23 protein-coding genes are annotated in these 24,183 nt (G+C 49.7%); 10 read left to right on the top strand and 13 right to left on the bottom strand.

What is annotated here, in order from left to right; translation table 11 throughout:
• Positions 1-11: 11 nt before the first annotated feature.
• The 7 genes from rlmD to DS731_RS04240 form a co-directional block, all read right to left on the bottom strand.
• A complete protein-coding gene (rlmD, locus tag DS731_RS04270) occupies positions 12-1,346 on the bottom strand; it encodes a 23S rRNA (uracil(1939)-C(5))-methyltransferase RlmD (RefSeq protein WP_119500162.1) in 1,335 nt (444 codons plus the stop codon).
• Between the two features lie 2 nt (positions 1,347-1,348).
• On the bottom strand, positions 1,349-1,726 hold the full coding sequence (gene acpS / locus DS731_RS04265; protein ID WP_119500161.1) for a holo-ACP synthase: 378 nt from the start codon (positions 1,724-1,726) through the stop codon (positions 1,349-1,351).
• A gap of 2 nt (positions 1,727-1,728) precedes the next feature.
• Positions 1,729-2,472, bottom strand: a complete 744-nt coding sequence (gene pdxJ / locus DS731_RS04260; protein WP_119500160.1) for a pyridoxine 5'-phosphate synthase — start codon at positions 2,470-2,472, stop codon at positions 1,729-1,731.
• Positions 2,473-2,556: 84 nt separating this feature from the next.
• The gene (gene recO / locus DS731_RS04255) at positions 2,557-3,252 is read right to left on the bottom strand and encodes a DNA repair protein RecO (RefSeq protein WP_119500159.1); all 696 of its coding nucleotides are present in this window, start codon (positions 3,250-3,252) and stop codon (positions 2,557-2,559) included.
• Between the two features lie 7 nt (positions 3,253-3,259).
• A complete protein-coding gene (locus DS731_RS04250; RefSeq protein ID WP_119500158.1) occupies positions 3,260-3,532 on the bottom strand; it encodes a hypothetical protein in 273 nt (90 codons plus the stop codon).
• Positions 3,525-5,255 (bottom strand): single-stranded-DNA-specific exonuclease RecJ, encoded by a 1,731-nt coding sequence (gene recJ, locus DS731_RS04245; protein WP_119500157.1) that lies wholly within the window; start codon positions 5,253-5,255, stop codon positions 3,525-3,527. The genes DS731_RS04250 and recJ overlap by 8 nt, the downstream gene beginning before the upstream one ends.
• Position 5,256: 1 nt before the next feature.
• Complete coding sequence (locus DS731_RS04240) at positions 5,257-6,042, bottom strand: DsbC family protein (RefSeq protein ID WP_119500156.1); 786 nt, start codon at positions 6,040-6,042, stop codon at positions 5,257-5,259.
• Positions 6,043-6,401: 359 nt separating this feature from the next.
• Between DS731_RS04240 and DS731_RS04235 the strand changes: the two genes are divergently transcribed.
• Both DS731_RS04235 and DS731_RS04230 read left to right on the top strand, forming a co-directional pair.
• On the top strand, positions 6,402-6,623 hold the full coding sequence (locus DS731_RS04235) for a helix-turn-helix domain-containing protein (RefSeq protein WP_232373476.1): 222 nt from the start codon (positions 6,402-6,404) through the stop codon (positions 6,621-6,623).
• Positions 6,613-7,830, top strand: a complete 1,218-nt coding sequence (locus DS731_RS04230) for a type II toxin-antitoxin system HipA family toxin (protein ID WP_119500154.1) — start codon at positions 6,613-6,615, stop codon at positions 7,828-7,830. Before DS731_RS04235 ends, DS731_RS04230 begins: the two co-directional genes overlap by 11 nt.
• Here the strand turns inward: DS731_RS04230 and xerD are convergent.
• Positions 7,815-8,729 carry a site-specific tyrosine recombinase XerD gene (gene xerD / locus DS731_RS04225; protein WP_119500153.1) on the bottom strand — a complete coding sequence of 305 codons (915 nt, stop codon included), beginning with the start codon at positions 8,727-8,729 and terminating at the stop codon, positions 7,815-7,817. The two genes, DS731_RS04230 and xerD, sit on opposite strands and share 16 nt — an antisense overlap.
• A 6-nt stretch (positions 8,730-8,735) precedes the next feature.
• On the bottom strand, positions 8,736-9,581 hold the full coding sequence (djlA, locus tag DS731_RS04220; protein WP_119500152.1) for a co-chaperone DjlA: 846 nt from the start codon (positions 9,579-9,581) through the stop codon (positions 8,736-8,738).
• Between the two features lie 332 nt (positions 9,582-9,913).
• Here djlA and DS731_RS04215 point away from each other — a divergent pair, with 332 nt between their 5' ends.
• The 8 genes from DS731_RS04215 (at position 9,914) to DS731_RS04180 (ending at position 20,576) form a co-directional block, all read left to right on the top strand.
• Positions 9,914-12,157, top strand: a complete 2,244-nt coding sequence (locus DS731_RS04215) for an LPS-assembly protein LptD (protein WP_119500151.1) — start codon at positions 9,914-9,916, stop codon at positions 12,155-12,157.
• A 58-nt stretch (positions 12,158-12,215) separates the two neighbouring features.
• Positions 12,216-13,496, top strand: a complete 1,281-nt coding sequence (gene surA, locus DS731_RS04210; RefSeq protein ID WP_119500150.1) for a peptidylprolyl isomerase SurA — start codon at positions 12,216-12,218, stop codon at positions 13,494-13,496.
• Positions 13,497-13,510: 14 nt separating this feature from the next.
• Positions 13,511-14,494: a 4-hydroxythreonine-4-phosphate dehydrogenase PdxA gene (gene pdxA / locus DS731_RS04205; protein ID WP_119500149.1), complete on the top strand. Its 984-nt coding sequence runs from the start codon at positions 13,511-13,513 to the stop codon at positions 14,492-14,494.
• Positions 14,491-15,312, top strand: coding sequence for a 16S rRNA (adenine(1518)-N(6)/adenine(1519)-N(6))-dimethyltransferase RsmA (rsmA, locus tag DS731_RS04200; RefSeq protein WP_119500148.1), 822 nt, complete (start codon positions 14,491-14,493; stop codon positions 15,310-15,312). Before pdxA ends, rsmA begins: the two co-directional genes overlap by 4 nt.
• 1 nt (position 15,313) lies before the next feature.
• Positions 15,314-15,691, top strand: a complete 378-nt coding sequence (apaG, locus tag DS731_RS04195; protein ID WP_119500147.1) for a Co2+/Mg2+ efflux protein ApaG — start codon at positions 15,314-15,316, stop codon at positions 15,689-15,691.
• A 46-nt stretch (positions 15,692-15,737) separates the two neighbouring features.
• Positions 15,738-16,553 (top strand): symmetrical bis(5'-nucleosyl)-tetraphosphatase, encoded by an 816-nt coding sequence (locus tag DS731_RS04190; RefSeq protein ID WP_119500146.1) that lies wholly within the window; start codon positions 15,738-15,740, stop codon positions 16,551-16,553.
• Positions 16,554-16,794: 241 nt separating this feature from the next.
• Positions 16,795-18,819 carry a methyl-accepting chemotaxis protein gene (locus tag DS731_RS04185; RefSeq protein WP_119500145.1) on the top strand — a complete coding sequence of 675 codons (2,025 nt, stop codon included), beginning with the start codon at positions 16,795-16,797 and terminating at the stop codon, positions 18,817-18,819.
• Positions 18,820-18,953: 134 nt separating this feature from the next.
• On the top strand, positions 18,954-20,576 hold the full coding sequence (locus DS731_RS04180) for a sensor domain-containing diguanylate cyclase (protein ID WP_161599093.1): 1,623 nt from the start codon (positions 18,954-18,956) through the stop codon (positions 20,574-20,576).
• On the opposite strand, the gene DS731_RS04175 is transcribed toward DS731_RS04180, so the two are convergent.
• The 4 genes from DS731_RS04175 to DS731_RS04160 form a co-directional block, all read right to left on the bottom strand.
• Positions 20,530-21,474, bottom strand: a complete 945-nt coding sequence (locus tag DS731_RS04175) for a DMT family transporter (RefSeq protein ID WP_119500143.1) — start codon at positions 21,472-21,474, stop codon at positions 20,530-20,532. The genes DS731_RS04180 and DS731_RS04175 overlap by 47 nt on opposite strands.
• Positions 21,475-21,584: 110 nt before the next feature.
• Positions 21,585-22,292, bottom strand: coding sequence for an AraC family transcriptional regulator (locus tag DS731_RS04170; RefSeq protein ID WP_119500142.1), 708 nt, complete (start codon positions 22,290-22,292; stop codon positions 21,585-21,587).
• 38 nt (positions 22,293-22,330) lie between these two features.
• Positions 22,331-23,680 (bottom strand): lysine-sensitive aspartokinase 3, encoded by a 1,350-nt coding sequence (lysC, locus tag DS731_RS04165; protein WP_119500141.1) that lies wholly within the window; start codon positions 23,678-23,680, stop codon positions 22,331-22,333.
• Positions 23,681-23,713: 33 nt separating this feature from the next.
• A complete protein-coding gene (locus tag DS731_RS04160; protein WP_442858450.1) occupies positions 23,714-24,163 on the bottom strand; it encodes a DUF192 domain-containing protein in 450 nt (149 codons plus the stop codon).
• Positions 24,164-24,183: the final 20 nt, after the last annotated feature.

Here is a 24,183-nt window from a genome sequence, read left to right as displayed (position 1 = left end):
CATCAACTCGCTTATGCTTTGTTCTTGTGGTCCGTTAATAACATCATGACTTCCAGATGTCGGGTCTGGGGAAACATTTCAATGAGCCCCACGCGCTCGATTGCATACCCGGACGCCAGAAGGCACTGCGCATCTCTTGTCAGAGTACCCGGATTGCAAGAAACATACAAAATTGATTTTACCCGTTGTCGTGTCAGGGTTTCACAAACGGCATACGCGCCTTCCCGCGAGGGATCCAGCAACAGTTTATCAAAACCGCCGCTCAGAGCCTGAGCTACCGCCTGTTCATCAGACAAATCCAGATGCAACCAGTTCACATTGTCTACGCCCTGTTTTGACGCATTTTCTTTAGCCCGCTGCACCATTTCAGCCACGCCTTCAACGGCCTGCACCTGTGCTCCCCGTTTTGCCAGCGACAGGGAAAAATTCCCCAGACCACTGAACCAGTCAGCAATTTTTTCACCGGGCTGCGGATTCAACCATTCCATGGCCTGCGCCACCATCTTAGCGTTAACCGGCCCGTTTACCTGAACAAAATCATCTGCCGCCGGAGACAAACTCAATCCGGGCTCTGTGGTGCAATACAGCTCCGCTTCTTTATGCAATGTAAGCGTGCCTTCCTGTCCTTCCACGGTCATGTTTACTTTGTGCTCAACGGCAAATGCTATCAGTGCATCGCCGAATGCCGGGGACATGGGTTTGGTCAGCCGCACAGAAACAGCATTCACATTATCGCCGGCAAGTAAGGTGACATGGCCCACATGTTTACGGGCAGAATGACCCGATAGCAGTGCTTTTAAAGGCGCAATCAACGCGGATAATCCGGGTTGCAGTACAGGACACTGGTCAACATCCACCACCTGCTTACCCTGCTCTTCCCGGTAACCTAACTTAAACTGTTTGTCATTCCGTGCGTCTGTGGCAAGCCGGGCCTTCCGGCGATAACCGCGACGTTCTCCGGTAACCGCTGCGGTCCAGGGAATGTGATCTAAACCAAACTGTAATTTCCACCAGCTATCCAGCGCTTCCTGACGATATGTCAGTGCCGCATCGGCATCTGCATGTTGCAACTGGCAACCGCCACAACGATCAGCGAGGTCGCAAAAGGGTGTTACCCGATGAGGACTGGACGTGAGGATTTTTTTTACCGACGCTCTTGCGAAGCGCTTTTGTTGTTGTGTAACCAGCACATCAACTTTTTCGCCAGGCAGCGCACCATCAACAAACAGTACCGGTTTGCTGTCGTTACACACACCTTGTCCGGTCATGTCCCAACGTTGAACGGTGACGGTTTTACCGGTTTGTGTTTTTTTCGACGACTTTGCCGGCTTATAGAAACTGACCATAATTAAGATTCTAAAATAACAGTAGCAGTAGCGTAATACTGCTCATCAGAAATGGAGACATGACTGCGAACAACGCCCTTTTCTTCGCAGCGTTTAGCAAATTCATCACTAAAGGTCAGAAAAGGGGCGCCGGACTCATTATTACCAACACAAATATGATGCCAGCTGATCCCCCGGCCAATCCCCGTGCCCAATGCTTTTACCGCTGCTTCTTTCACCGCGAACCGCTTAGCCAGATATCTTGCCGGTTCAGGGCTGGCTCCGAAGATAACCATTTCCTGCTCAGTCAGTACACGACTGGCTAACCGCGCTGAACGGGACAGAGCGTCTTCTATACGGGCAATTTCGACAATGTCCGTGCCCATTCCCACAATGGCCATGTTCAGCCTGCTTTTCCTGCACGGGCTTCCTGCATCAGCGCACGCATATCAGCGACGGCTTTTGCCAGACCATCAAACGCCGCACGGGCAATAATGGCGTGACCGATATTCAGCTCAATGATTTCAGGAATGGCGGCGACAGGCTTCACGTTATGGTAGTGCAGGCCGTGACCGGCGTTAACTTTCAGGCCTTTTTTAGCGGCATAGTGAATACCTTTTTTAAGCCGTGCCAGTTCCACTTCCTGTTCACGCTCATTTTTTGCTTCAGCATACTGACCGGTGTGAATTTCGATATAAGGCGCACCACATTCAATGGCCGCATCAATTTGCTTCTCGTCTGCATCAATAAACAGGGAAACCTGAATACCCGCTTCACCCAGCACGGTACAAGCGTTTTTCACTGCCTCAAAATTACCGGCGACATCCAGGCCACCTTCTGTGGTCAGCTCTTCACGCTTTTCCGGCACCAGACAGCAAAAAGCAGGCTGTGTTTTCAACGCTATCTGCAGCATTTCGTCTGTCACTGCCATTTCCAGATTCAGACGGGTGTTGATCGTTTGTGCCAGTAAATCCACGTCACGATCTTTAATATGACGGCGATCTTCCCGTAAATGCACAGTGATCCCATCTGCGCCTGCCCGCTCGGCCACATCAGCGGCATGAACAGGATCGGGATAATTCGTACCCCGCGCGTTTCGCAGCGTGGCAATATGGTCAATGTTAACGCCCAGTAAGATGTCGTTCATGGATAGATAACCCTGGCAATAAAGTGTGAAGATTGTAGCAAAGAAGTTCCCCGCTGACTCAGGAAAATAGGCGTCAGCCACCGCTTAAGCGCGAAATAATTCTCTGCTTTTTAACGGTTTACCGCCCAGCAATTGATGCAGTGCCTGGCGGTTGATCAGTTTCGCAGCCCGTCGCGACAACGCAGTCCATTCACCGTGTCCTAATTCGATAAGCGCCGTTCCCGGCAACCGGTGTTTATGTCCTGGCTGATGACAGGCCACGAACCCTTGTTCCGGCGAATACAAATACCAGCCATCAGGTTCAATGGCTTCACCGCTCAGCCCGTCAGTAAACCAGTCCGCGAGCATACCCATTTCTTCTAACAGAGAAAACTCAAACTCACGTAATGTTTTTTCAATATCAGGTTGAACGATAAGGGAATTCAGGGCGTGCTCATATTGGGCATACACCGTATCACTGGCCAGGCCCGCCGGCATGACACGGTTAAGTATTTCATTTAAATACATGGCACAAAACAAATCGTTCCCTGCCAGCATAGGCACCGGCCCGTCACTTTCAATTTGTCTGAGGTTTTTAAGATCGGTTTTTCCGCTGAGCTGGATGCGCACTTTACGGAAGGGTTGCAACAAGCTTTTGCGCTCATTCTTGCTGCTTCTCACGCCTTTCGCTACCGCGCTGACATTACCCGTTTGCAAGGAAAAGAAATCAACAATATAGGACGTTTCCCGGTACGGACGGCGGTGGAGCACATAAGCATCTGACCACTCTGGCTGACTCATCTGGGGGTTAACTCCGCTTGATCCGGACCACTTTCATTGTTTCAAAAGGGATACCCGCCACTTCCTCCTGCTGACGGTAATAGGTCAGGTTGACCCTGGCCCCTTTGAGTGACTGATACTGTTGTTTACGCCGGAAAATGAAGGGCACGTCCACGCCTTCGAGCATCAACGTATGACGCACCCACTCGCCTTCTTCACGCTGAACGTGAGAGACGACTTTACAGTTTTCACTGTGGGTCAGCGCCTGATGCTTCTCTGTGAGTGTCTTACCGTCATTCACCGGGCACGATCTCTTCAATAAGCAGTTGAACTGATTCCCGTCCCCGGAAGGTGTTTATATCGAGCTGATACACCACCTGTGCGCGCAGGATACCGGCATTTGGCCAAACTGTGGTGTCAACACCAAACGCAATGCCGTCTACTTCTTCACCATTGGCCTTACGGAATACCAGCTTAAGATGATTTTTGTTTTCCCCTACCATGCGCTGATCAACAATATCCAGCACACCGTCAAATTTAGGGGCATCAAAGCCCTGACCGAACGGGCCGGCCTGACGCAGGGCATGGGCCAGGCTTAAATCTATTTCGTCAGCAGCCAGCTCACCATCAGACAGTATTTTTCTTTCGCAATCAATATTCGCCAGATGACGCAGGGTTACATGATGAAACGCCTTTTCAAACTGAGCCAGCGCATCTGTTGCCAGGCTTAAACCCGCCGCCATAGCATGGCCGCCAAACTTGTCGATCACACCCGGCCAGCCGGTATTCACTTCATCCAGAATATCACGGATATGCAAACCGGGAATGGAGCGCGCAGAGCCTTTAATGGTGTTGTCATCCTGGTTGGCAAATACAATAACCGGCCGGTGATGCTTTTCTTTTAAGCGCCCTGCCACAATGCCAATGACGCCCTGATGGAAATGGGGCTGGTACATCACCAGTGCAGGAGGCAGGTCCTCGCCCACAGAAACAGAAGCCAGTGCCGCTTCCGCCTCTTCTTTCATTTCGGTTTCTATGGCCCGCCGTTGTAAATTCAGACGGTCAAGCTCTGCTGCCATATGGCGTGCCTGCAACGGGTCATCGCAGAGTAAACACTCTATTCCCAGCGCCATGTCGTCCAGCCGTCCGGCTGCGTTTAGCCTGGGCCCGATAACAAATCCCAGATCGGTACTGGTGAGGTAAGCCAGCGGCTTATTGCGGTTAGCAATTTCGAAAAGAGCCTGAATGCCCGGCCGGCAATGTCCGCTGCGAATGCGTTGCAGGCCCTGATACACCAGAACACGGTTATTCTTATCCAGCGCAACAACATCGGCAACGGTGCCTACGGCAACGATATCCAGAAGCGTTGCCAGGTTAGGCGCCTGCTTGCCTTCAAACCAGCCTTGTTGCTGTAACGCTGCCCGTAAAGACAGCATCAGATAAAAGGCTACGCCAACGCCGGCCAGGTTCTTTGAAGGAAATTCACAGCCCGGCTGGTTGGGATTCACAATCGCATCGGCATCAGGCAGCGTGTTTCCGGGCAAATGGTGGTCTGTCACGATAACGGTGAGCCCCAACTCTTTCGCCCTCTTCACACCGGCAAGGCAGGCAATACCGTTATCAACGGTAAGTAAGATATCGGTGCCCTGCTCATACGCGACATCGACAATCTGCTCACTGAGGCCGTAGCCGAAATCAAACCGGTTAGGCACAAGATAGTTTACCTGCCGCAAGCCTAACTGGCGCAGCGCCAGTATACAAACAGCGGTGGAAGTTGCACCGTCGGCATCGAAGTCACCGATAATGGTGACCCGCTTTTGCGTTTTGATAGCATCAACCAGGCAAGCCGACGCAGCGTTGATACCTTTAAGCAGGTTGAAATGGGAGAGTTGCTTTACGGCGTTATCCAGCTCGTCAATGTTCCGGATAGCGCGGCCGCGGTACACCCTGTCAAGTACAGGGTGCAGATGTGTACTCAAACGGGAGTCAGAACAAAGCTCCCGTCTCACAATGGGTAACGACATATTATTCAGTTTGTGCGATTTCTTGGATCAGGACGTCTGCAGGCTTATAACCCGGCAACATGGTTCCGTTGTCGAAAATGATGGCAGGAGTACCACGGATCCCCAGTTTACGGCCGGCAACAAATTGTTCGGCGACAGTATTATCGCAATCTTCTTTTGCAAAGGTCGGGTTAGCAATTGATTTCGCGCGGGTCAATGCTTCCTGAGGATTCTTTGCACACCAGATAGAAACCATATTTTCATAGTTTTCTGTACCCAGTCCGGCACGGGGCCACGCAAGATAACGTACAGTAATACCGGCCTCATTTAACTCATCTACTTCTCGGTGTAACTTCTTACAATAGCCGCAGGTGTAGTCGGTAAAGACCGTCATCACATGCTTTTCGTTTTCAGCTTTAAATTCGATGCCCTGATCAGCGAACGGTGCAATGGCATCAAGACGAACCTGACCCAGCGCCACTTCGGTAAGATCTTTCATGCCCGCGTTCACATCGTACATGTGACCGAACATCATATAATCTGCATTTTCTGTTACATAAAACACCTGATTCGCCGCAGTCACTTCCAGCAAACCGTCAACAGGAGAATTAGCAATAGCTTCAGGTTCAACACCCACTATGCTTTTTACTTTATCGTTGACCGCCTGCTCTGCACTGCTGTTTACAGTCGCCGCAGGCTGACTTGCCGCCTTTCCGGTGGATTCAGATGATGCATCAGATTCTGCCGAGCACCCTGTTGAAAGCACAATACCTAACGCAACCATCACGGCATAACGAATATTCTTCACAAAAACTCCCGGAACGCAGGCCAGTCGCCCGCATGTGTAAATACGTAAACAGATTCTTATGCAATACTATCACAATCTCACCCCGGCAAAAGTTATCTGAAAGTCCGTGATCATTCTTTCACCGCAGAAAGGGAGCGGTGTGAAGGAAGCTACATCCGGTTAAGGTCGTGTCAGGTGCCCGCTAATGCATTAAATTATAATCATTAGACAGTTTACGTTTGCCTTTTTAAACATTGAATCAGGTAATGGATGCACTATAATGCAAACAAAATCCACCTTATGCTTATTAAACCATGCAAAAATCCAATTTATTCCTGCACAGCATTGGCAAACTTGTACAAAGCAGGAGGTCTGAATCCATGGACCAACAGGAACTGGCTGTAAGGTGCGGCGTAGGCAGAAACACAATCTCAAATATTGAGAATGGCAGAAATGTCAGTGTATCAAGCTTGCTCATGGTGCTGGAGCAACTGGAATTAATCGATGACTTTCAGGTGGTGATTGACGAAAAATTGAATGAAAACAATGCCGCTTTAGTAAGAAAATCAAGGAAGTACACGGAGCTGGACAATGACTTCTAAAGCGTATGTGTTTGTTGACGGACTTGAAAGTAAACCCGTTATATGCGGAATTGTTGAACTGGATACCAGTTCTGCAAGCGGGCGTTTTCGCTATGGCAAATCCTGGCTCTCTCGCGATGATGCCTTTCCCTTAGATCCTGTTAACTTACCGCTCTCAGAGAGTGAATTCAGCAGTTCCGTTAATCATGGTCTGTTTGGCGCACTGGCAGATGCAGGCGCAGACTCCTGGGGTGAGAAAGTCATCCTTTCTATTCACAGTACAGTACCGAAAAATAAACTGGAATTTCTTCTGGCCGGATCTGGCATGGGAGTAGGCTCACTGGTTTTCAGTCTGTCAAAGACAGGCTCCAAACATAAGGTAAATAAAAACCATCTTGGCAAACTGCCTATGTTGTTGAGAACAAAAGACGCCATACTCGCCGACGAAGAAATCAGTACTGAAGCCAAAAAAGCGTTCGAATATGGCGTAAGTATGGGCGGCGCGCGACCAAAAACCGTGGTTTCTGATGACAGAAAGCTCTATCTGGCGAAATTTAACCGGCCCGATGACCGCATAAACATTGTAAGAGTGGAAAATGCCAGCATGAAAATGTTGGCGGAGTTGCCGGTGCGGGTTGCCTCCACCAGTGTCGTCAATACCGGCTCCGGTGATGTCCTGCTCGTTGAGCGGTTTGATGTGAAAAATGGCGTACCCGTATGCCATTTTCTCAGCGCAAACTCTCTGTTTCACACGGGGAAAGTGAGTGATTCCTCACTGAGAAATCAATACACCTATGGACAACTGGCTGAGTTTCTCAGGAAGCACAGCGCAAACCCTTACGATGCGCACGAACTGTATTACCGGATGGTTTTCAATATATTGACAGGCAATACTGATGACCATACGCGTAATCACGCGATTCTCTACGAATTTGAAACCCGCCAGTGGCGCTTGTCTCCAGCCTATGATGTTCTGCCCGTCAATAACAGCTTATTACACGGTATGGGTATCGGTGACCAGGGCAGACGTAGCAATATCGATAACGCACTGAGCCAGTCCCGCCGCTTTGGCCTGAAAACATTTAAAGCGCGCCGTATTATTGAGGAAGTAATTGAACTTGTATCGGAATGGCCGGCATACATGACTGAAAATGGTGTCAGTGACGCAGATATAATCAGACTCCGTTCCATGATACCTGCACAAGCAAACCTTCATCCCCTCGGGTGATGGGTATGAATGAGGTTTTGCAGCCGCTCGGTGGCAACATGGGTGTAAATTTGTGTGGTAGAGAGATCACTGTGACCAAGTAACATTTGCACTACCCGCAGATCAGCCCCGTGGTTTAACAGATGTGTGGCAAATGCGTGGCGCAACGTGTGCGGCGATAAATGTTGTGTGATACCGGCAACAGAGGCGTAGTGCTTAATGCGGTGCCAGAACGTCTGCCTGGTCATCTGCACGCCCCGCAGGCTGAGAAAAAGTACATCTGTCTGGTGTTTTACCAGTTCAGGTCTGGCGGTTTTACAGTAGGTTTCTATCCAGTCGACAGCGTCCTCTCCCAGCGGCACAAGACGGTCTTTATTGCCTTTACCGGTCACCCTGACAACACCTTGCTGAATACTCACCTGATCCAGCCGTAAGCCAATAAGTTCACTGACCCGCAACCCTGTAGCGTAAAGCACTTCCAACATACATTTGTCACGGCACTCTACCGGATCTTCAGGGTTTGGCGCATTGAGCAAATCATCCACCTGAGCTTCACTTAATGACGAAGGCAATTTTTTCGGCAACTTCGGATTAGCAAGCTGAGTCACCGGGTTATCGGTACGTACCTGCTTTCCGATAAGGTAAATATAAAACGCACGCATGGCAGACATGGCCCGCTGGGTACTGCGGGCAGACAAGCCGGCCTCATGACGGTACTGTAACCAGGCCTGCACTGATTCAGTGTACAGCAGGCTGATATCGTCTATCTTCTCTTTCGCCTGACAGAACAGAGCCAGTTTTGATAAGTCAGTGCGGTAGCTCTGCTGGGTATGTTCACTCAACCCTTTCTCTAACCAGAGCATATCGGTGAACTCGTCAATTAACGCCCGGTTTTTGTCGCTCAGTAACTCTTTTGCCATGCCGGATCAGAACCCGCGCTTTTCTTTGATAAGTTCATAGGCAGCCTGAATATCCTGCGCTTTGGCTTTGGCAATATCCAGCGCCTGTTGCGGTAAGCCTTTTGATACCAGTTTGTCCGGATGATGCTCAGACATGCGCTTGCGATAAGCACGTTTTATGGTTTTCTCATCATCCGACGCGGTTACACCGAGAATACTGTAAGCATCATCCAGCGACTGGGTGTCAGAATATGACTGTGCACGTTGCTGATGACCGTGCTGACCACCCTGCCCGCCGCGCTGACGGAATCGAATTTCCGCTTCATAAGCAGAAATCAGAAAATCCAGATCTTTACGCTTGAAATTCAGCGCCATGGCGACTTTTTCCAGCACTTTGTATTCTGGTGTGGACAGCGTGCCGTCGGCAAACGCAGCCTGAATCAGGATTTCCAGGAACATTTGCAGTATGTCCCGGCGGCCATGGCAGGATTCAACCAGGCCTTTAAGTGTATCTGCCAGCGGAAAAGCGGATGATTTACCTTCACGGAATGCCTGCTGGGCTTCACGGCGGGCATCGCCGGTCAGCTGCATATCATCCATCAGTACCGTAGCAATTTTTATCTCCCGCTCGGTAACCTGACCATCGGATTTCGCCAGGTGGCCCAGTGAAGAAAAGAGCGCATGGAAAAATACTGCCTGCTGCTTCATTCCGGACTGGTCAGTAAAGAAACGACCAAATCCGCCGAGCTGATTAAAATCCTGACTGTAAGCCTTATCGAAGAAGTGCCCCACGATTAAACCTAAGATCGCTCCCGGTATTTTCAGGAACATAAAACCAAATACAAAGCCGAGGATTTTCCCCCAAAAAGACATACAACCTTTCTCCTGATTGACGTAAAGCAGCTAATGAATACTGTATAGCAATGCTGCCTGACTTGATACTCTGCCCTGACGGCACAGTAAACGGAATTTATGACATTAACGATGAGATATGGCGTCAAACCGTAAAGATCAAAGTCAAAAAACACTGAATTGACAAAAACACTGTAAAACTTTTCAATTTTTTAGCTTTGACGGTTGGCTCAGACACCAGAAGTGCTTAGAATTGCTTACTTTATGGTTCGCTGGCGAAAGCATTAGTGAACCCACGATTCAGGACACCGTCACATATCATTGTGATCACGAAACAGGCCTCCCACAGACGCATGAAAAAAACCTGTGCCTCCTTTCTGCTTGTCGCACTGAGCAGCACCGCCGCGCTGGCGCAAGAATCACGGTCTCCGGCCGAAAAAAATGACGATTCGCCCGGGTTTTGCCCTGTGCCACCGGTCAGTTTTTCCAGTAAAAAGCTGATGCCGGCCGGTGAAGTGAAAGTTGAGGCTAACCGTGCTGAAATCATTGAACGGGAAGTTGCTCTGTTTTCCGGCAACGTCGATATTACTTCAGACTCTGCCACTATCCGTGCCGATCAGGCGCAGATCAATAACAACGGCCAGCAATTGTATGCCAAGGGCGATGTTGAATACGCAGATAAGCAGTTGCATGTGGCCTCTGACAGCGTGGATGTTGATTCCAAAGATGAAAGCCTGACTATGTCAAACACGGTTTATCATCTTAACGGTTCAAACGGCCACGGCGATGCCAGTACCATTGCGTTAAATACTCAGGATGGCCTTGTTCTGCGTGATGTGAGTTTCACAACCTGTCCGGAAGGTGAAGAAGAGTGGCTGATCCGCGCGTCTGAAATCAGTATCCGCCGGGGCAAAGCCTGGGGTGAAGCCAAGCACACCCGCTTTTATCTGGGCAATGTGCCGGTATTTTATCTGCCTTATTTTGCCTTCCCGATCACAAATCAGCGTCAGACCGGCTTTCTGTTTCCCAAGGTGTCTAACTCCAGTAATACCGGTGTTGATTACGAACAGCCCTTCTACTGGAATATGGCACCGAACTATGACATGACGCTGTCTCCCAGGGTTATGAGTGCCCGTGGCGTGCAGCTGAAGACGGAATTCCGTCATATGTCAGCAGCCAGTTACAGCCAGTTGAATATGGAATATCTGCCACAGGACAATGACATGGCAGAGAATCCGGACCGCTATTTCTACCGCGTATTCCACGAAGGGAACTTCGCAGATAACTGGACCGCCTCAGTGAATGTTAACGGACTGAGCGACGACAACTACATTGTTGATTTAGGCAGTGATTTTTATAACCGTGCCGATACTCACCTGTTCCGGACAGGGTCTGTCAGTTACAGTTCTGATGAAGTGCTTTTCTCGGTGAACGTGAGAGACTTCGAAATTATTGGCGATTACACAGACACCTACCGTGCACTGCCTGAAGCCAAATTGAATTATGTTCATCCGCTGGCCCGTTATCTTGAGTTCCGCCTGGATTCAGAGCTTGCCTGGTTTGACAATACCTCACCGGATGCGCCCACCGCGATGCGATTCCACGCTGCGCCCACACTGGCGATACCTTTTCAGCGACAGTGGGGAGAATTTTCCGCCGAAGCCAGCATGCTGAATACTTATTATCGCCAGAAAAATATCGAAGGAACCGGACTGGAAGAGAAAGTGAACCGGACGCTGGGACAGGGAAAACTTTACGGCGCATTGTATTTCGAGAATGACGAAAGCTGGTTCAGTAAAGACATGTCGATGACCCTTGAGCCGCGAATACAGTATCTGTATACCAGTTACGAAGATCAGAAGGGGATCGGATTCTACGACACCACTCTGTGGCTGACTGACGTGGAAGGTCTTTTCCGTGGTCAGGAATTTACCGGTCTTGACCGTATCAGCGACAATAATCAGGTTACCGTGGCGTTAACCAGTCGCCTGCTGGATAAGACTAACCGGGAACAATTCGTACTCAGTGTGGGTCAGATATTCTACCTCGATGAAAACAAAGTCATTGCCGCGACAAAAGAAGGTGACCGTTCAGCGCTGGCCGCAGAGCTGGACTGGCGGGTAAATGATGAATGGTTCTTCCATACTGATTTTCAAATCGCCACAGAAACCGATAAAGTAGAGCGCGCAAGCACCACGTTTGAATACAGGGAAAGCAGCAGTAAGCTGATTCAGCTGACGCACCGCTATGTGAGGGAACTCTCCGGCGAAACCATTGACCAAGTAGGACTGTCTGCCGCCTGGCCTTTATCCGACCGCTGGCAACTTGTCGGCCGGACATACCGTGATTTAGACCTGAACCGGAGTGTAGAAAACTACTTCGGTGTGCAGTATGAATCCTGTTGCTGGGCCATTCAGATTGTTGCCCAGCGTCAGTTAAGTAACCGTTATGCCGCCGACGGTGCGCAATCTGTCGATGAATTCGATTCCGGTATTTCCATGCAATTCATTTTCAAAGGAATGGGTTCAGGAAGCACCGGCAATAATATGTTGTCGAACGGATTATTTGGCTACCGGCAGCCATATAGTTTAAATTAATGCGCCCGGCTGGTAAACGCAGCCGGCAGCAAAGCATAAACCGATAAAAAGAGTGATTATGAAGTTCATTATCCGCGCTATCTGTATCAGTGCCCTGTTTTCATTTATGAGCATGGCGCAACCTGTTTCACTTGACCGCGTAGCGGTTATCGTTGACCAGGGCGTTATTCTGGAAAGTGAAATAGAAGACCTGATTGCAGATGTTAAGCGTAACGCAGAAGCACAGGGACAAGCTTTACCTTCAGACCGTGTTTTACGTACTCAGGCAATTGAACGCCTGATCACCAAAAGTCTGCAAATGCAAATGGCTGAACGTATGGGTGTACAGGTCAGTGATCCCCAACTGGAGCAAACCATCGCCAATATCGCTCAACAACAGGGCGCGTCGGTAGAAGATTTACGCAACGAACTTCGTCAGCAGGGCATTGCTTACGACGATTACCGTGAAGATGTGCGTGAAGAGCTGATCGTAGGCGAAGTGACCCGTGCTAACGTTCGCCGCCGGGTATACATCACACCTCAGGAAATCAGTGGTCTGGTGAAATTAATGGATCAGCAGGGTGCCGAGCAGGCTGAATATAACCTTGGCCACATTCTGATTGGCCTGCCTTCCAGCCCCACTGACGAAGACGTTGCCAGCGCCCGTGACCGTGCAGACAAAGTTATCGAAATCCTCGAAGGTGGTGCTGACTTCGCCAAAATCGCGATTACTTCATCTTCAGGTTCTAACGCTCTGGAAGGTGGTGATATGGGCTGGCTGAACATTAACTCCATGCCGACCCTGTTTGCCGAAGCGGTTCAGGGTAAAGAGAAAGGAGCATTGGTTGGCCCTATCCGCAGTGGTGCCGGTTTCCATATTCTGAAAGTCATCGATACCCGCGGTATTGAAAAAGTGACCATTGAAGAGGTGAATGCCCGTCACATTCTGATAAAACCGTCTATCATTTTAAGCGACGAAAAAGCCCGTGAGATGCTGGTGAAATTCCGTCAGCAAGTTATCGACGGTGAAGCCGACTTCGGCGAGCTGGCAAAAGAATACTCTGAAGACCCGGGTTCTGCATTGAAAGGCGGCGAATTAGGCTGGTCAGATCCAAGCATCTATGTACCGGCATTCCGTGAAGCGTTGGCAGGCCTTGAGCCGGGAGAATACAGCCAGCCTGTACGCTCGCAGTTTGGCTGGCACTTAATGCAGCTTCTTGACCGCCGCTTCGACGATGCAACAGAAAAACGCAAAGAAGATAAAGCTTCTCAGTTGCTGTACAACCGTAAATTTAAAGAAGAGTCAGAAGCCTGGTTGCGTGAAATGCGTGATGCTGCTTACATCGAAGTACTGGAATAAAACAGGTTAGTTAAATGAAGCCAATCAGAATAGCAGTCACTCCCGGCGAACCCGCAGGTATCGGCCCTGACCTCATCATTGCTCTGGCACAGGAGCAGTGGGACGCCCAGCTGGTAGTGTTCTGTGATGGCGACATGCTTAAAGCCCGTGCGCAACTGCTCGGGCTGCCCCTTCAGTTGCAGCCGTATGATGCCGGCAACAATGCCATCCAGCCGGCGGGCACACTGTATTTACAACAAATCGATACAGCGACAGCTGTGATTCCCGGTGAGCTGAACAGCGACAACGGTCATTACGTAGTTGAAACCCTGCGGCAGGCCTGTCAGGCGAATATGGAAGAAGGCTTTGATGCGGTGGTTACCGGACCGGTAAACAAAAGTATCATCAACAAAGCCGGTGTTTCCTTCAGTGGTCACACAGAATACTTCGCTCATCAGTCGAATACGATGGATGTGGTGATGTTATTGTCTACTGACGGCCTTAATGTAGCGCTCGCCACCACCCACATTCCTCTGGAGTATGTATCAAAGGCCATCACCAAAGATCGCCTGAATAAAGTGATTCATATCATCAACACCGATTTGAAACTTAAATTCGGCATTCAGAAGCCAAGAATTTACGTTTGCGGCCTGAATCCTCATGCCGGCGAAGGTGGTCATCTGGGTACTGAAGAATTAATCACCATCATCCCTGCCCTTGATGAACTGCGGGAAGAAGGTCTGGATCTTACCGGTCCGTTACCTGCCGATACGATTTTCCAACCTAAATATCTGGACAATGCCGATGTCGTACTGGCAATGTATCACGATCAAGGTTTACCGGTGCTTAAATACAAAGGATTTGGCGCATCGGTCAATATTACGCTGGGCCTGCCCTTCATCCGGACGTCGGTAGACCACGGCACTGCCTGTGACTTAGCCGGCACCGGTGAAGCAGATGCAGGCAGCTTCAGAAAAGCTATGCAAAAAGCTATTGAGTTAGCGAACAAACAACAATGAGCAAAACACATTTAGGTCATACCGCCAGAAAGCGATTTGGCCAGAATTTCCTGCATGACGATTATGTCATTGGCAATATTGTCAGTGCCATTAACCCTGTTGATGGCGAAAATCTGGTTGAAATCGGACCGGGTCTGGGTGCACTGACCGATCCGGTTTGTGAAGAAGTTTCAAAACTTACCGTCGTTGAACTGGACCGGGATCTTGCCGAACGGCTGCGTCATCATCCGTTTCATGGCAGTAAGCTGACAATCGTAGAAAAAGACGCGCTGAAACTCGATTTCTCTACGCTGCTGCCCGACATGCCCGACCCTGAAGGCAAACTCAGAGTATTCGGTAACCTGCCTTACAACATTTCCACGCCGCTGATGTTCCACCTGTTCAGCTTTGCCGGAAAAGTGCAGGACATGCACTTCATGTTGCAAAAGGAAGTGGTAAACCGCCTTGCCGCCGGCCCGGGTTCTAAAAACTATGGCCGCCTGTCGGTAATGGCACAATACTACTGCGCAGTAGTACCGGTTCTGCATGTGCCTCCCGGTGCATTCAAGCCGCCCCCGAAGGTAGACTCTGCGGTGGTGCGGTTGATCCCACACAGCCAGCCTCCTGTAGAAGTCACATCAGTCACGTTACTGGAAAAAGTCTGTTCTGCAGCGTTTAATCAACGCAGGAAGACTATCCGTAACAGTCTGGGCGACTGGGTGAGCGAAGAAGAATTAGTAGCGCTGGGTCTGTCACCGACAGCCAGGGCTGAAACATTATCACTGACAGATTTTGCTGCCGTCGCCAACCTGGTAGCAAAACGGGACGGGGAATGCTGATATGCAGGCATCGCCAGGCATTATCGTCTCCGTTTCCACACGGCACCTGCCGGATCACCCGGCCAGCGGGCCTGACAAATACGCCTTTGCTTACCACATTACTATCCGTAACCACAGTGATGCCCGCGTTCAGTTGCTGAGCCGCTACTGGCTTATCACCGACGGTAACGGTAAGAATACTGAAGTTCAGGGTGAAGGGGTTGTTGGCAAAAAGCCCCATATCGACCCGGCAAGTGAATATCAGTATACCAGTGGCGCATTACTGGATACGCCTGTGGGCAGTATGCAGGGCCATTACGAAATGGAAAATGAAAGCGGTCAGCGTTTTCGTGTGCCCATTCATATATTCAGCTTAAGTGTGCCGAACGCGCTCAATTAGCTGGTATACCGGCACATGCCCGTAATCAATAAGACAGGATGCTGCCATGAGTGAATCACAAACTCTCGTTATCGGGGATATTCAGGGCTGCTTCGGTGGCCTGATGGCCCTTTTAGAAAAAGCCGGTTTTGATGAGCAAAGAGATACACTTCTTGCGGTGGGTGATGTGCTCGCGCGGGGAGAAGACTCCCATGCCACGGTAAAATATCTGATGGATCTGGGCGACCGCTTCTGCACGGTGCTGGGTAATCACGACCTGCACTTCCTGGCCGTATCTCAGGGCATTAAAAAGGCCAAAAAAAGCGATCGTATTGACCCGCTGTTAAAAAGCAAAAAACTGGGCGACTATGTTGACTGGTTTCGTCAGTTCCCCCTGGCCATGGCTGTCAGGGAAAACACCACGATGGTTCACGCAGGACTTTATCCCGGCTGGTCTCCCGCCCAATTACTCGCTTACAGTGATGAAATCAGTACGGTTCTCAAAGGAAGCGGTTGGAAAACCTTGCTGGAAAATATGTACGGCAATGGTCCTTTCGAATGGAAAGACACACTGAAAGGTGTACAGAGACAGCGTTTTATTATCAACGCCTGTACCCGCATGCGGTTTATACAGGATCAGAAATATCTCGATTTTGCCTGTAAGCATCACCCGGATGATGCTCCGGCCAACCTCACCCCCTGGTTTTCTATCCCCAACCCTGCACTTTGCGCTGAACAACGCATCATTTTCGGACACTGGGCGGCACTTGAGGGAGAAACCGGTTCAGAACAAATCACCGGGCTTGATACCGGCTACGTATGGGGCAATACCCTGACAGCGCTGCGACTGGAAACTAATGAACTGATAAGTGTATCAGCCTGAATACCTCAGAAAGTGGCAAGATACGTTGGTTTATACGATAGTTATGGCTCTTACGTGCAAAATCTGTTTACAATCACTTTAAACCGCAACAATTCCGACTAAAGTATAGGAATATTTTGTCGATAAAAACTTGCGGAGAGTAACTAAAAGATGGCAGGTCATGTCACGTCCTTCATATCAGTCATAAAGAACACAACTGATAGACTACAACAATAAATAAAACTGTGTTTCAGGAGTTCGGATGAAAATCACGGTAGCAATGCGTATTATCGGCGGATTTATCACTATAAGTCTGTTGTTAATTATTATCAGTGTGTCGTCACTCATTAACCTCAACGCTGTGGGATCAGCGGTTGATGAGGTTAACCGGGTCGCGGTACCTACCCTTTCAAGCAGCAACTCATTAAAAGCGAGTTTTCTGAATATGAGCCGGGTCACCTTCGAAGCTTATATCGAAGAGCAGGTCACCGGTCTGGAAAACAAATATGCACGGTTTACCGGCAGCAAAGCCGACTTTGATGCTGAATTAAAAGCGCTGAATTCCGTATTGTCTGATGACAGTGCCATGCAGAGCAGTCTTACCGGTGTCCGTGAATCTTATAATGAATACGTGACTAACGTCGAAGCCATGTACAGCAATCACCGTCAGTCTATGGAAATGCGTAATGCCATTTTCGACAAGGTTGGTGATGTGGAAGATAATGCCGACGACGCCTCTACCTACCTGCTGGATTTCTCTGAATCTGATGCAGTCGCTGCAAACCGTGCCCTTCAGCAAGCTTCAGATATCGGTGGTGAGCTGGAAAGCACTTTGCTTGGTCTTATTACCGTTGCTAACGAATATGCCAAAACCCAGACGTTGGTGCGGGCACAGGTACTGGGCAATGAAGTAGAGCTCACCGTGGGTAAAGTCCGCGAACTCATGAACAACATGCAGGCGACGGCGGCCGGCAGTGATACTTCAGGAACGCTGGATGAAATCTCAGGCCTGGTGGACGACGCCATTGATGCTATCACGGGTTCAGACGGTGTGCTGCAGTTACAAAAAGCGCGTCTGGAATTCCGCAATGCAGCCGAACAGGCACTGGCCCGTTCTGACAAAAATGGTCAGGAAGGTATCGCAGCCCTGGAAGCCTTACTTAAGCAGGCCGATCAGAAAGCAGATGATATTGATGAGCAGGTATCTTCGAAAGTTACCTCAGGTAATACCATCGTTATCATTGTCGCTCTTGCATCGCTTGCAGCAGCCATTGTTATCGGATACTGGACCGTGATTGCCATTACCCGTCCGTTAAACCGCGTGAACGAACTGCTGACCGTCGCATCTTCCGGTGATTTAACCCACCGTCTGGATGACACTGCTGAGGACGAATTTGGTCAGTTAGCGAAGAATTGTAACAAGCTGATTGCCAACCTGAAGTCATTAATCACCGGTATCAATACCCGTGCAGAGCAACTGGCTGCAGCTTCTGAGCAAACATCAACGGTAACAACGCAAACGACCCATTCTATTCAGAACCAGAAGTCGCAAATCGCCCAGGTGGCAACAGCAACTACAGAGATGCACAGCACTTCTCAACTGGTCAGTCAGAGTGCGGAAGACACGCTGAACGAAATCCGCCACGCGGACAGCGAAGCCGAAAAAGTACGTACTATTTCACTGGAAAACAAACGCACTATTGAAGTACTTGCCCAGGACGTTCAGCAAGCCGCTGAAGTTATTAATAAACTGCATCAGGACAGTGCAAGCATCGGTGGCATTCTGGATGTTATCCGTGGTGTTGCCGACCAGACCAACCTGCTTGCTCTAAACGCAGCTATTGAGGCTGCCCGTGCCGGAGAGCAGGGTCGTGGCTTCGCGGTTGTTGCTGACGAGGTGCGTACCCTTGCCTCACGCACGCAGCAATCGACGCAGGAAATTAATGCTATGATCGAAATGCTGCAGGCCGGAGCAGAAAAAGCCGTGTCAGTCATGAATCAGGGTAAAGAGCAGACGGCTGTGTGTGTTGAACAAACAGACAATGCAACGAAAGCGCTGGACGTGATTTCAGATGCGGTTCGCAAGGCTTATGATGTCAGTACTCAAATTGAGCAGTCAGCCCGCGAACAGAACACAGTTTCTCAGGAAATCAGTGAGAAACTGGAAACCATTGTTGGTATTGCTGAAGAAACCACTATCGGTGCGCAGCAGACTTCTGAGTCCAGCTCAGAGGTGGCCCGTCTGGCTGAAGAACTGCAGCAATCTATCCGACAGTTTAAAGTGTAATTTTTCACATTTTTCAATGCAAAGGCGCGTCCGTAAGGACGCGCCTTTTTTTTATTTTCTGCCTGGCTTTCAGGCAAAGCTGCTGACAGCGTTTATACTGTAAAGATGCAAAACGACCAATGCTGCCCCGACGAATGATTAAATTCAACACGCTGCGCACCCAGCTTATGCTGGGCATCCTTCTGGCGTGCCTGACTATTCTCAGTGCTCAAGCATTTATCCGCTATTACTACATCCTGCCAGCATTTGAAACAATGGCGCAGGAGGGTGATCGTCAGGACCTTGAAAGGGTCGCCTCTCAGGTACGACAGGAACTGGAGTCTTTGCACAATCTGGTCTACGACAGTGCCGTATGGGATGCAATGTATAACGCCGCCATGCACAGAGACAGTGACTGGTTTGAAGAAAATTATCTCATCCCCGAATCCTACCGGCGAATTCATATCAATGGCTGGTACCTTTATGACAGAAGCGGTGAATTAATCAGTGGCAGAAGTTATCGTGACGACGGCACAGAACTCGTGCCGGAGAACCTGTCATCTTCGACGAAATTGAATCTGAACAGCGCCGGTAATGAAGCACCGGCACAGCCATCTGCCCACACTCTTTTCACCCGCATTGCGGGGAATCCTGCAGTGGCAATTTTTCATCCCGTGTTACCTTCTGATGAAAATGGCGAACCAGCCGGTACACTGGTGCTGTGGCGCTTTATCGATCAACAGTTTGTCGATTCACTTACGCCGGGTATGGCAGGTGACATTATCTTTCACTCGCAAAAAGCTCTGCCTGATAACCCTGAAGCATTTTCACTGAACTTTGCATCCGGCAGCCCGGTGCATGCACAGCCATTTAAAGGCAGACTGTATCTGGTCATCAACAGTCTGCAGAACACCCCGCTTTTTGCTCTGTCGATACAACCCAGACCAAGGCAATATGATAATTCGTTGTTCGATGCCAGCCTAATTGCCGGGATTCTGATCACGCTGACTGTAATTGCAGTGTTCTATTTGTGGGTAAACCGGCAACTTATCGCGCCGATAGCCAGTATTCACGACAACGTAAGCTTTGCTATGCGTAGCAGGGACTTTTCCCGCCAGACGCCATACAGAGGCCGCAATGAAGCTTTCCGGCTGGGTCGTAAGCTCAATGAGATGTTCGCCCTGATAAATCATCAGCGCAACGAGGTACTCCAGCACAACAAACAACTGGAAAAGATCAGCAATACCGATCCCCTGACAGGGCTTGCGAACCGGAGGCACCTGGACAGTTATTTCAGAAATCTCCCTCTGCCGGTCAGAGCAGGAGGCGGTAATATTGCCGTTATCCTGGCCGATGTAGATTATTTCAAACGTTATAACGACCACTATGGCCACGCAGGCGGTGACAAAGTGTTAAAACAGGTTGCCGCTCTGCTGCGTAAAAATACCCGCACCGGCACAGATATCGTTGTCCGTTATGGCGGAGAAGAATTTCTTATCGTGCTTCAGCAAACCTCTGCGCAGGGAGCTGTCAAGGTTGCAGAAACCTTACTGAACGGGATCAGACTGGCAAACATTCCCCACGAAAGCAGAGATGACAGTAAGCATATAGTCACTGTGTCTGCCGGTATTGCCTGGCAGAGAGAGGGGGAACCCCTGCTGCCGGAAAAGTTGCTTAAGAAAGCAGATGACGCCCTGTACAGGGCGAAGTCATCGGGACGGGACTGCTTTATTACTGAGGGTCAGACTGAAGCACCTCTGCGTGCCGGCGGCGCTTAGCTTTCCGTCCGCCCTTTATCATCTGCACAGCAATACAACCCGCAATAAGTCCAATCCCCATCCATCCGGTCAGTGAAAACCGTTCAGACAACATCCACACAGCCAGTAACGTGGCGACCACCGGCTCAAGCAGCGTGATCAGCGTGGCAATACTCGCATCTATTTTTTGTAATCCGTATCCGAATAACAGATAGCCGCCAAACATAGGGATGAGAGCCATATACAGGGCAACCGTAATATTACCGGAAGAGGCAAGCAGATTATCTCCGGTAAAGAACAATGAGGGCAGCAGAAGACAGGAAGCAACTCCAAATTGTACTGCCATGGCGACATCTGAACGCACGCCGTTGACTATCATAGTTTTACCTGTCCATGAGTAGGCGGCATAGGTTAAGCCTGCCAACAAGCCGAGCAGAATCCCCCATTCACGTTGATCACCGGCTACAGCAGTATCAGCGTGTGGTTTAGCCATGACCAGGCACAAGATCCCGGCAAACCCGAGCAAAAAACTCAGCATCCATTTTGCCGTTACAGGCCTGCCGTTAATAAACCGCTCCATTAAAACTGCGAAGCACGGAGCACTGGCAATGGATATGACTGTACCGATGGCGACGCCGGCCAGACGCATTGAAGAGTAAAAGGCCAGTGGATAGACGGCCACACTAAGACCTCCCCAGAAAACGTATTTATATTGAGAAAACAATAAACCCCGTTGCCTGAGCAGCGGACCGGAAGATTTCAACAGCATCAGAAAACCGCCACCACCCGTTGCCACAGCGCCAATGGCGAGGGGGCTGACATCCGGCGCAAAGCTGGCGGCGGTCCCTGTGGTTCCCCATAAAAAACTGGCAATGATAATAGCCAGCACGCAGCGGAAGAGGTGTTGCTGTTCAGACATGAAAATTTTAATAAATGATGAATTTAAAGACAGTATAAACAGGCGAATTGAAAAGCACTTTGCAGAAAGGACGCTTCATGGTGTTGCAAAGACGCAATTAGGGGCATTGATTACTGCAGCATTTTAGACGGGGGAAGTCCGAAATAGGCAGAAAAACGGCGGCTGAAGGCAGAAAGGTCCTGATAACCGGCTTCTTCAGCCACCCGCTGTACCGGCATATCGGTATGAATAAGCAGTGCTCTCGCCTTCTCCATTCTTAATGCCGTGATATACCGTGCCGGCGTTTTCCCCGTTTGTGCCCTGAAAATCTTTTTGAACTGAGTCCCGCTCATGCACGCCACAGAAGCCATATCCTCTATGGTGAGAGACTCACTGAGCCGGATTTCAATAAACTCCACCACATTCCGGATCCGCGGGTCTAATGCAACGCCCTGCTCCTGTTCTGCAAGCACCGCCAGAAAAATTTGCAGCATCAGTGTTTCCACCTCACTACTGACTCTGTGTTCAAGCTGGGTTGCGATAAAAGATAAAAGCGATGTCATGGGCTTACTGACAGCAAAAACGCTGGCAACTGCATCTGAGAGGTTATCGGGTAACTCGTGTAAGTCTGCCACAACAAACCTGGCCTGTTCTTCGGCAGTAAATATGTGCAGGGTGTTACGCCGGATAACTACGCATTCACCGGGTGCGACCTTCCCCTTTATGTCCCCTGCGGCAATATTGATAACACCACTGAGGGGCAGCACGAGCTGATGAAAGTCGTGACTGTGACCCGTTGTTTGCTTGCTGTAAGAACGGATTGAAAGGGAATCAGGCATGCATTAAAAAGGGCAGTCTGATAACTGCCCTCCTCTTATTATTCAAACAACTCTTTATGCAGTTTCTGCACAATGTCAGTGCTGTTCTCTTCATTCACCAGGAATGACAAATTGTGGGGGTTTGCGCCGAAGCAAATCATCCGCAAATTGTAATCATGTACTGCCGCGAAAATACGGCTGGATACACCTTTCGCTGTTTGCATGTGATTGCCGACCACGGTAACCAGATCGAAACCTTTCTCAACGGTTACATCACAAATCGTTTCCAGCTCTGCAATGGTTTCTTTATTCAAACGGGATGCCACAGAGTTAGCCGGGTTATCCAGCGTGAATGACACAGAAATTTCTGAAGTCGTTACCAGATCTACGCTGAGTTTATGCTTGGCAATTATAGCAAAAACCTGTTGCAGGAAGCCCTGAGCATACATCATCTTCGGCGTTTTAACCGTTACCATCACCTGCTCTTTACGGCGGGTGATCGCACGGTACGGAGGCTCAACTTCGCAGTCGCGCATGATCCATGTGCCGCCTTTTTCAGGCTCTTTACTGGAACCCACGAACACTTTGATATCTTTACGCAGCGCCGGTTCCATAGTGGCCGGGTGAAGAACTTTGGCACCGAATGTGGCCATCTCTGCCGCTTCTTCAAAGCTCAGTTCAGGTAATGGATAGGCTGCAGAAACAATACGGGGATCCGTGGTGTAAACACCCGTTACATCGGTCCAGATTTCGCAGGTATCAGCTTTCAGTGCTTCAGCCAATAAGGCAGCAGTGAAGTCTGAGCCACCACGACCCAGCGTGGTTGTTTTGCCTTCTTCGTTGGCACCGACAAATCCCTGAGTCACTACGATTGCGTCTTTAATTTCCGGGCGCAGCAATTGTTCAGCTAACTGCTCAATGTCTTCCAGTTGCGGAACGGCTTCACCGAATTCACTGTCAGTACGCAGTACTTTACGCACATCAAAGTTCAGAGTAGTCACCGACTGTTCTGCCAGAACCGCACTGAACAACAACGACGACATACGTTCGCCCATAGAGAGCAGCTGATCTTTTAAATCGTCGCGGTGCAAAATTTCTTCATGATTCGCCAGACCGCGAAGTTCTTCAAACAAGTCTTCCAGTTTGTCACTGACCGAATCTTTGTTTTTAATTTGTGCCAGCACAGCCATTTCGATGTCGATGATAGCCTGGCAGGTGTCTTTGATCTGCTCGCTGGTCAACGCTGTGTGCGCAATGCTGACAAGGTGATTTGTTACGCCTGCCTGAGCACTGACGACAACAATGCGTGTCGCCTCATTGCCAGCCACGATTCTGGCACAGTTTTGCATAGCCTGATAAGTAGCAACACTCGTACCACCAAATTTGGCGATATTAAGAGGATTCGTCACGGTATTCTCCGGTTTTCCCAACACGTTGATGTGTTAAATTTTGATACTAATGTGGTCGCCGACACGAACATTATTTGCCGCAAACCACCCTTGATTCATTTCCAGCGCGTACATCACCGCTTTCGATGCTCCCACAGACGTTAAGTCATGCGGCATCAGCGGTTTTATATCTGTAATCACGCCATTCCCGTCGATAAATGCCACATCCAGCGGTACAAATGTATTTTTCATCCACATACTGGCTTGCCTCACCGGCACAAACCTGAACAGCATGCCACAATCTTCGCATAAAGACTGGCGATACATGAGGCCACGTGCCCGTTGCTCTGGTGTGTTTGCAAACTCCACCGGCAGCGATTTACCCGCCACTTCAATGGCGGCAGTGTCAAATTCAACCGGCTCCTGCGCAGCACTCTGGCATGCAGCAAGGGCAACACACAAGATAAGCAGGCAATTTCTCAGCACCATGAATGATTTCATTATTTCTTCCTTGCAAAGACAAA

It is taken from the genome of Alteromonas sp. RKMC-009 (assembly GCF_003584565.2).
In the GTDB taxonomy this organism is placed as follows: Bacteria; Pseudomonadota; Gammaproteobacteria; order Enterobacterales; family Alteromonadaceae; genus Alteromonas.
The sequence above is the reverse complement of the archived record's forward strand: the minus strand, read 5'-3'. Positions and strand labels throughout refer to the sequence as shown.

Excerpts from the sequence above, each read along its gene's own strand:
- rsmA (WP_119500148.1), top strand. The coding sequence starts at position 14,491 with ATGAGCAAAACACATTTAGGTCATACCGCCAGAAAGCGATTTGGCCAG.
- DS731_RS04215 (WP_119500151.1), top strand. The coding sequence starts at position 9,914 with ATGAAAAAAACCTGTGCCTCCTTTCTGCTTGTCGCACTGAGCAGCACC.
- pdxJ (WP_119500160.1), bottom strand. The coding sequence starts at position 2,472 with ATGAACGACATCTTACTGGGCGTTAACATTGACCATATTGCCACGCTG.
- xerD (WP_119500153.1), bottom strand. The coding sequence starts at position 8,729 with ATGGCAAAAGAGTTACTGAGCGACAAAAACCGGGCGTTAATTGACGAG.
- recO (WP_119500159.1), bottom strand. The coding sequence starts at position 3,252 with ATGAGTCAGCCAGAGTGGTCAGATGCTTATGTGCTCCACCGCCGTCCG.
- rlmD (WP_119500162.1), bottom strand. The coding sequence starts at position 1,346 with ATGGTCAGTTTCTATAAGCCGGCAAAGTCGTCGAAAAAAACACAAACC.
- recJ (WP_119500157.1), bottom strand. The coding sequence starts at position 5,255 with ATGTCGTTACCCATTGTGAGACGGGAGCTTTGTTCTGACTCCCGTTTG.
- acpS (WP_119500161.1), bottom strand. The coding sequence starts at position 1,726 with ATGGCCATTGTGGGAATGGGCACGGACATTGTCGAAATTGCCCGTATA.
- DS731_RS04185 (WP_119500145.1), top strand. The coding sequence starts at position 16,795 with ATGAAAATCACGGTAGCAATGCGTATTATCGGCGGATTTATCACTATA.
- surA (WP_119500150.1), top strand. The coding sequence starts at position 12,216 with ATGAAGTTCATTATCCGCGCTATCTGTATCAGTGCCCTGTTTTCATTT.
- DS731_RS04230 (WP_119500154.1), top strand. The coding sequence starts at position 6,613 with ATGACTTCTAAAGCGTATGTGTTTGTTGACGGACTTGAAAGTAAACCC.
- DS731_RS04180 (WP_161599093.1), top strand. The coding sequence starts at position 18,954 with ATGATTAAATTCAACACGCTGCGCACCCAGCTTATGCTGGGCATCCTT.
- djlA (WP_119500152.1), bottom strand. The coding sequence starts at position 9,581 with ATGTCTTTTTGGGGGAAAATCCTCGGCTTTGTATTTGGTTTTATGTTC.
- apaG (WP_119500147.1), top strand. The coding sequence starts at position 15,314 with ATGCAGGCATCGCCAGGCATTATCGTCTCCGTTTCCACACGGCACCTG.
- DS731_RS04175 (WP_119500143.1), bottom strand. The coding sequence starts at position 21,474 with ATGTCTGAACAGCAACACCTCTTCCGCTGCGTGCTGGCTATTATCATT.
- DS731_RS04235 (WP_232373476.1), top strand. The coding sequence starts at position 6,402 with ATGGACCAACAGGAACTGGCTGTAAGGTGCGGCGTAGGCAGAAACACA.
- DS731_RS04170 (WP_119500142.1), bottom strand. The coding sequence starts at position 22,292 with ATGCCTGATTCCCTTTCAATCCGTTCTTACAGCAAGCAAACAACGGGT.
- DS731_RS04190 (WP_119500146.1), top strand. The coding sequence starts at position 15,738 with ATGAGTGAATCACAAACTCTCGTTATCGGGGATATTCAGGGCTGCTTC.
- pdxA (WP_119500149.1), top strand. The coding sequence starts at position 13,511 with ATGAAGCCAATCAGAATAGCAGTCACTCCCGGCGAACCCGCAGGTATC.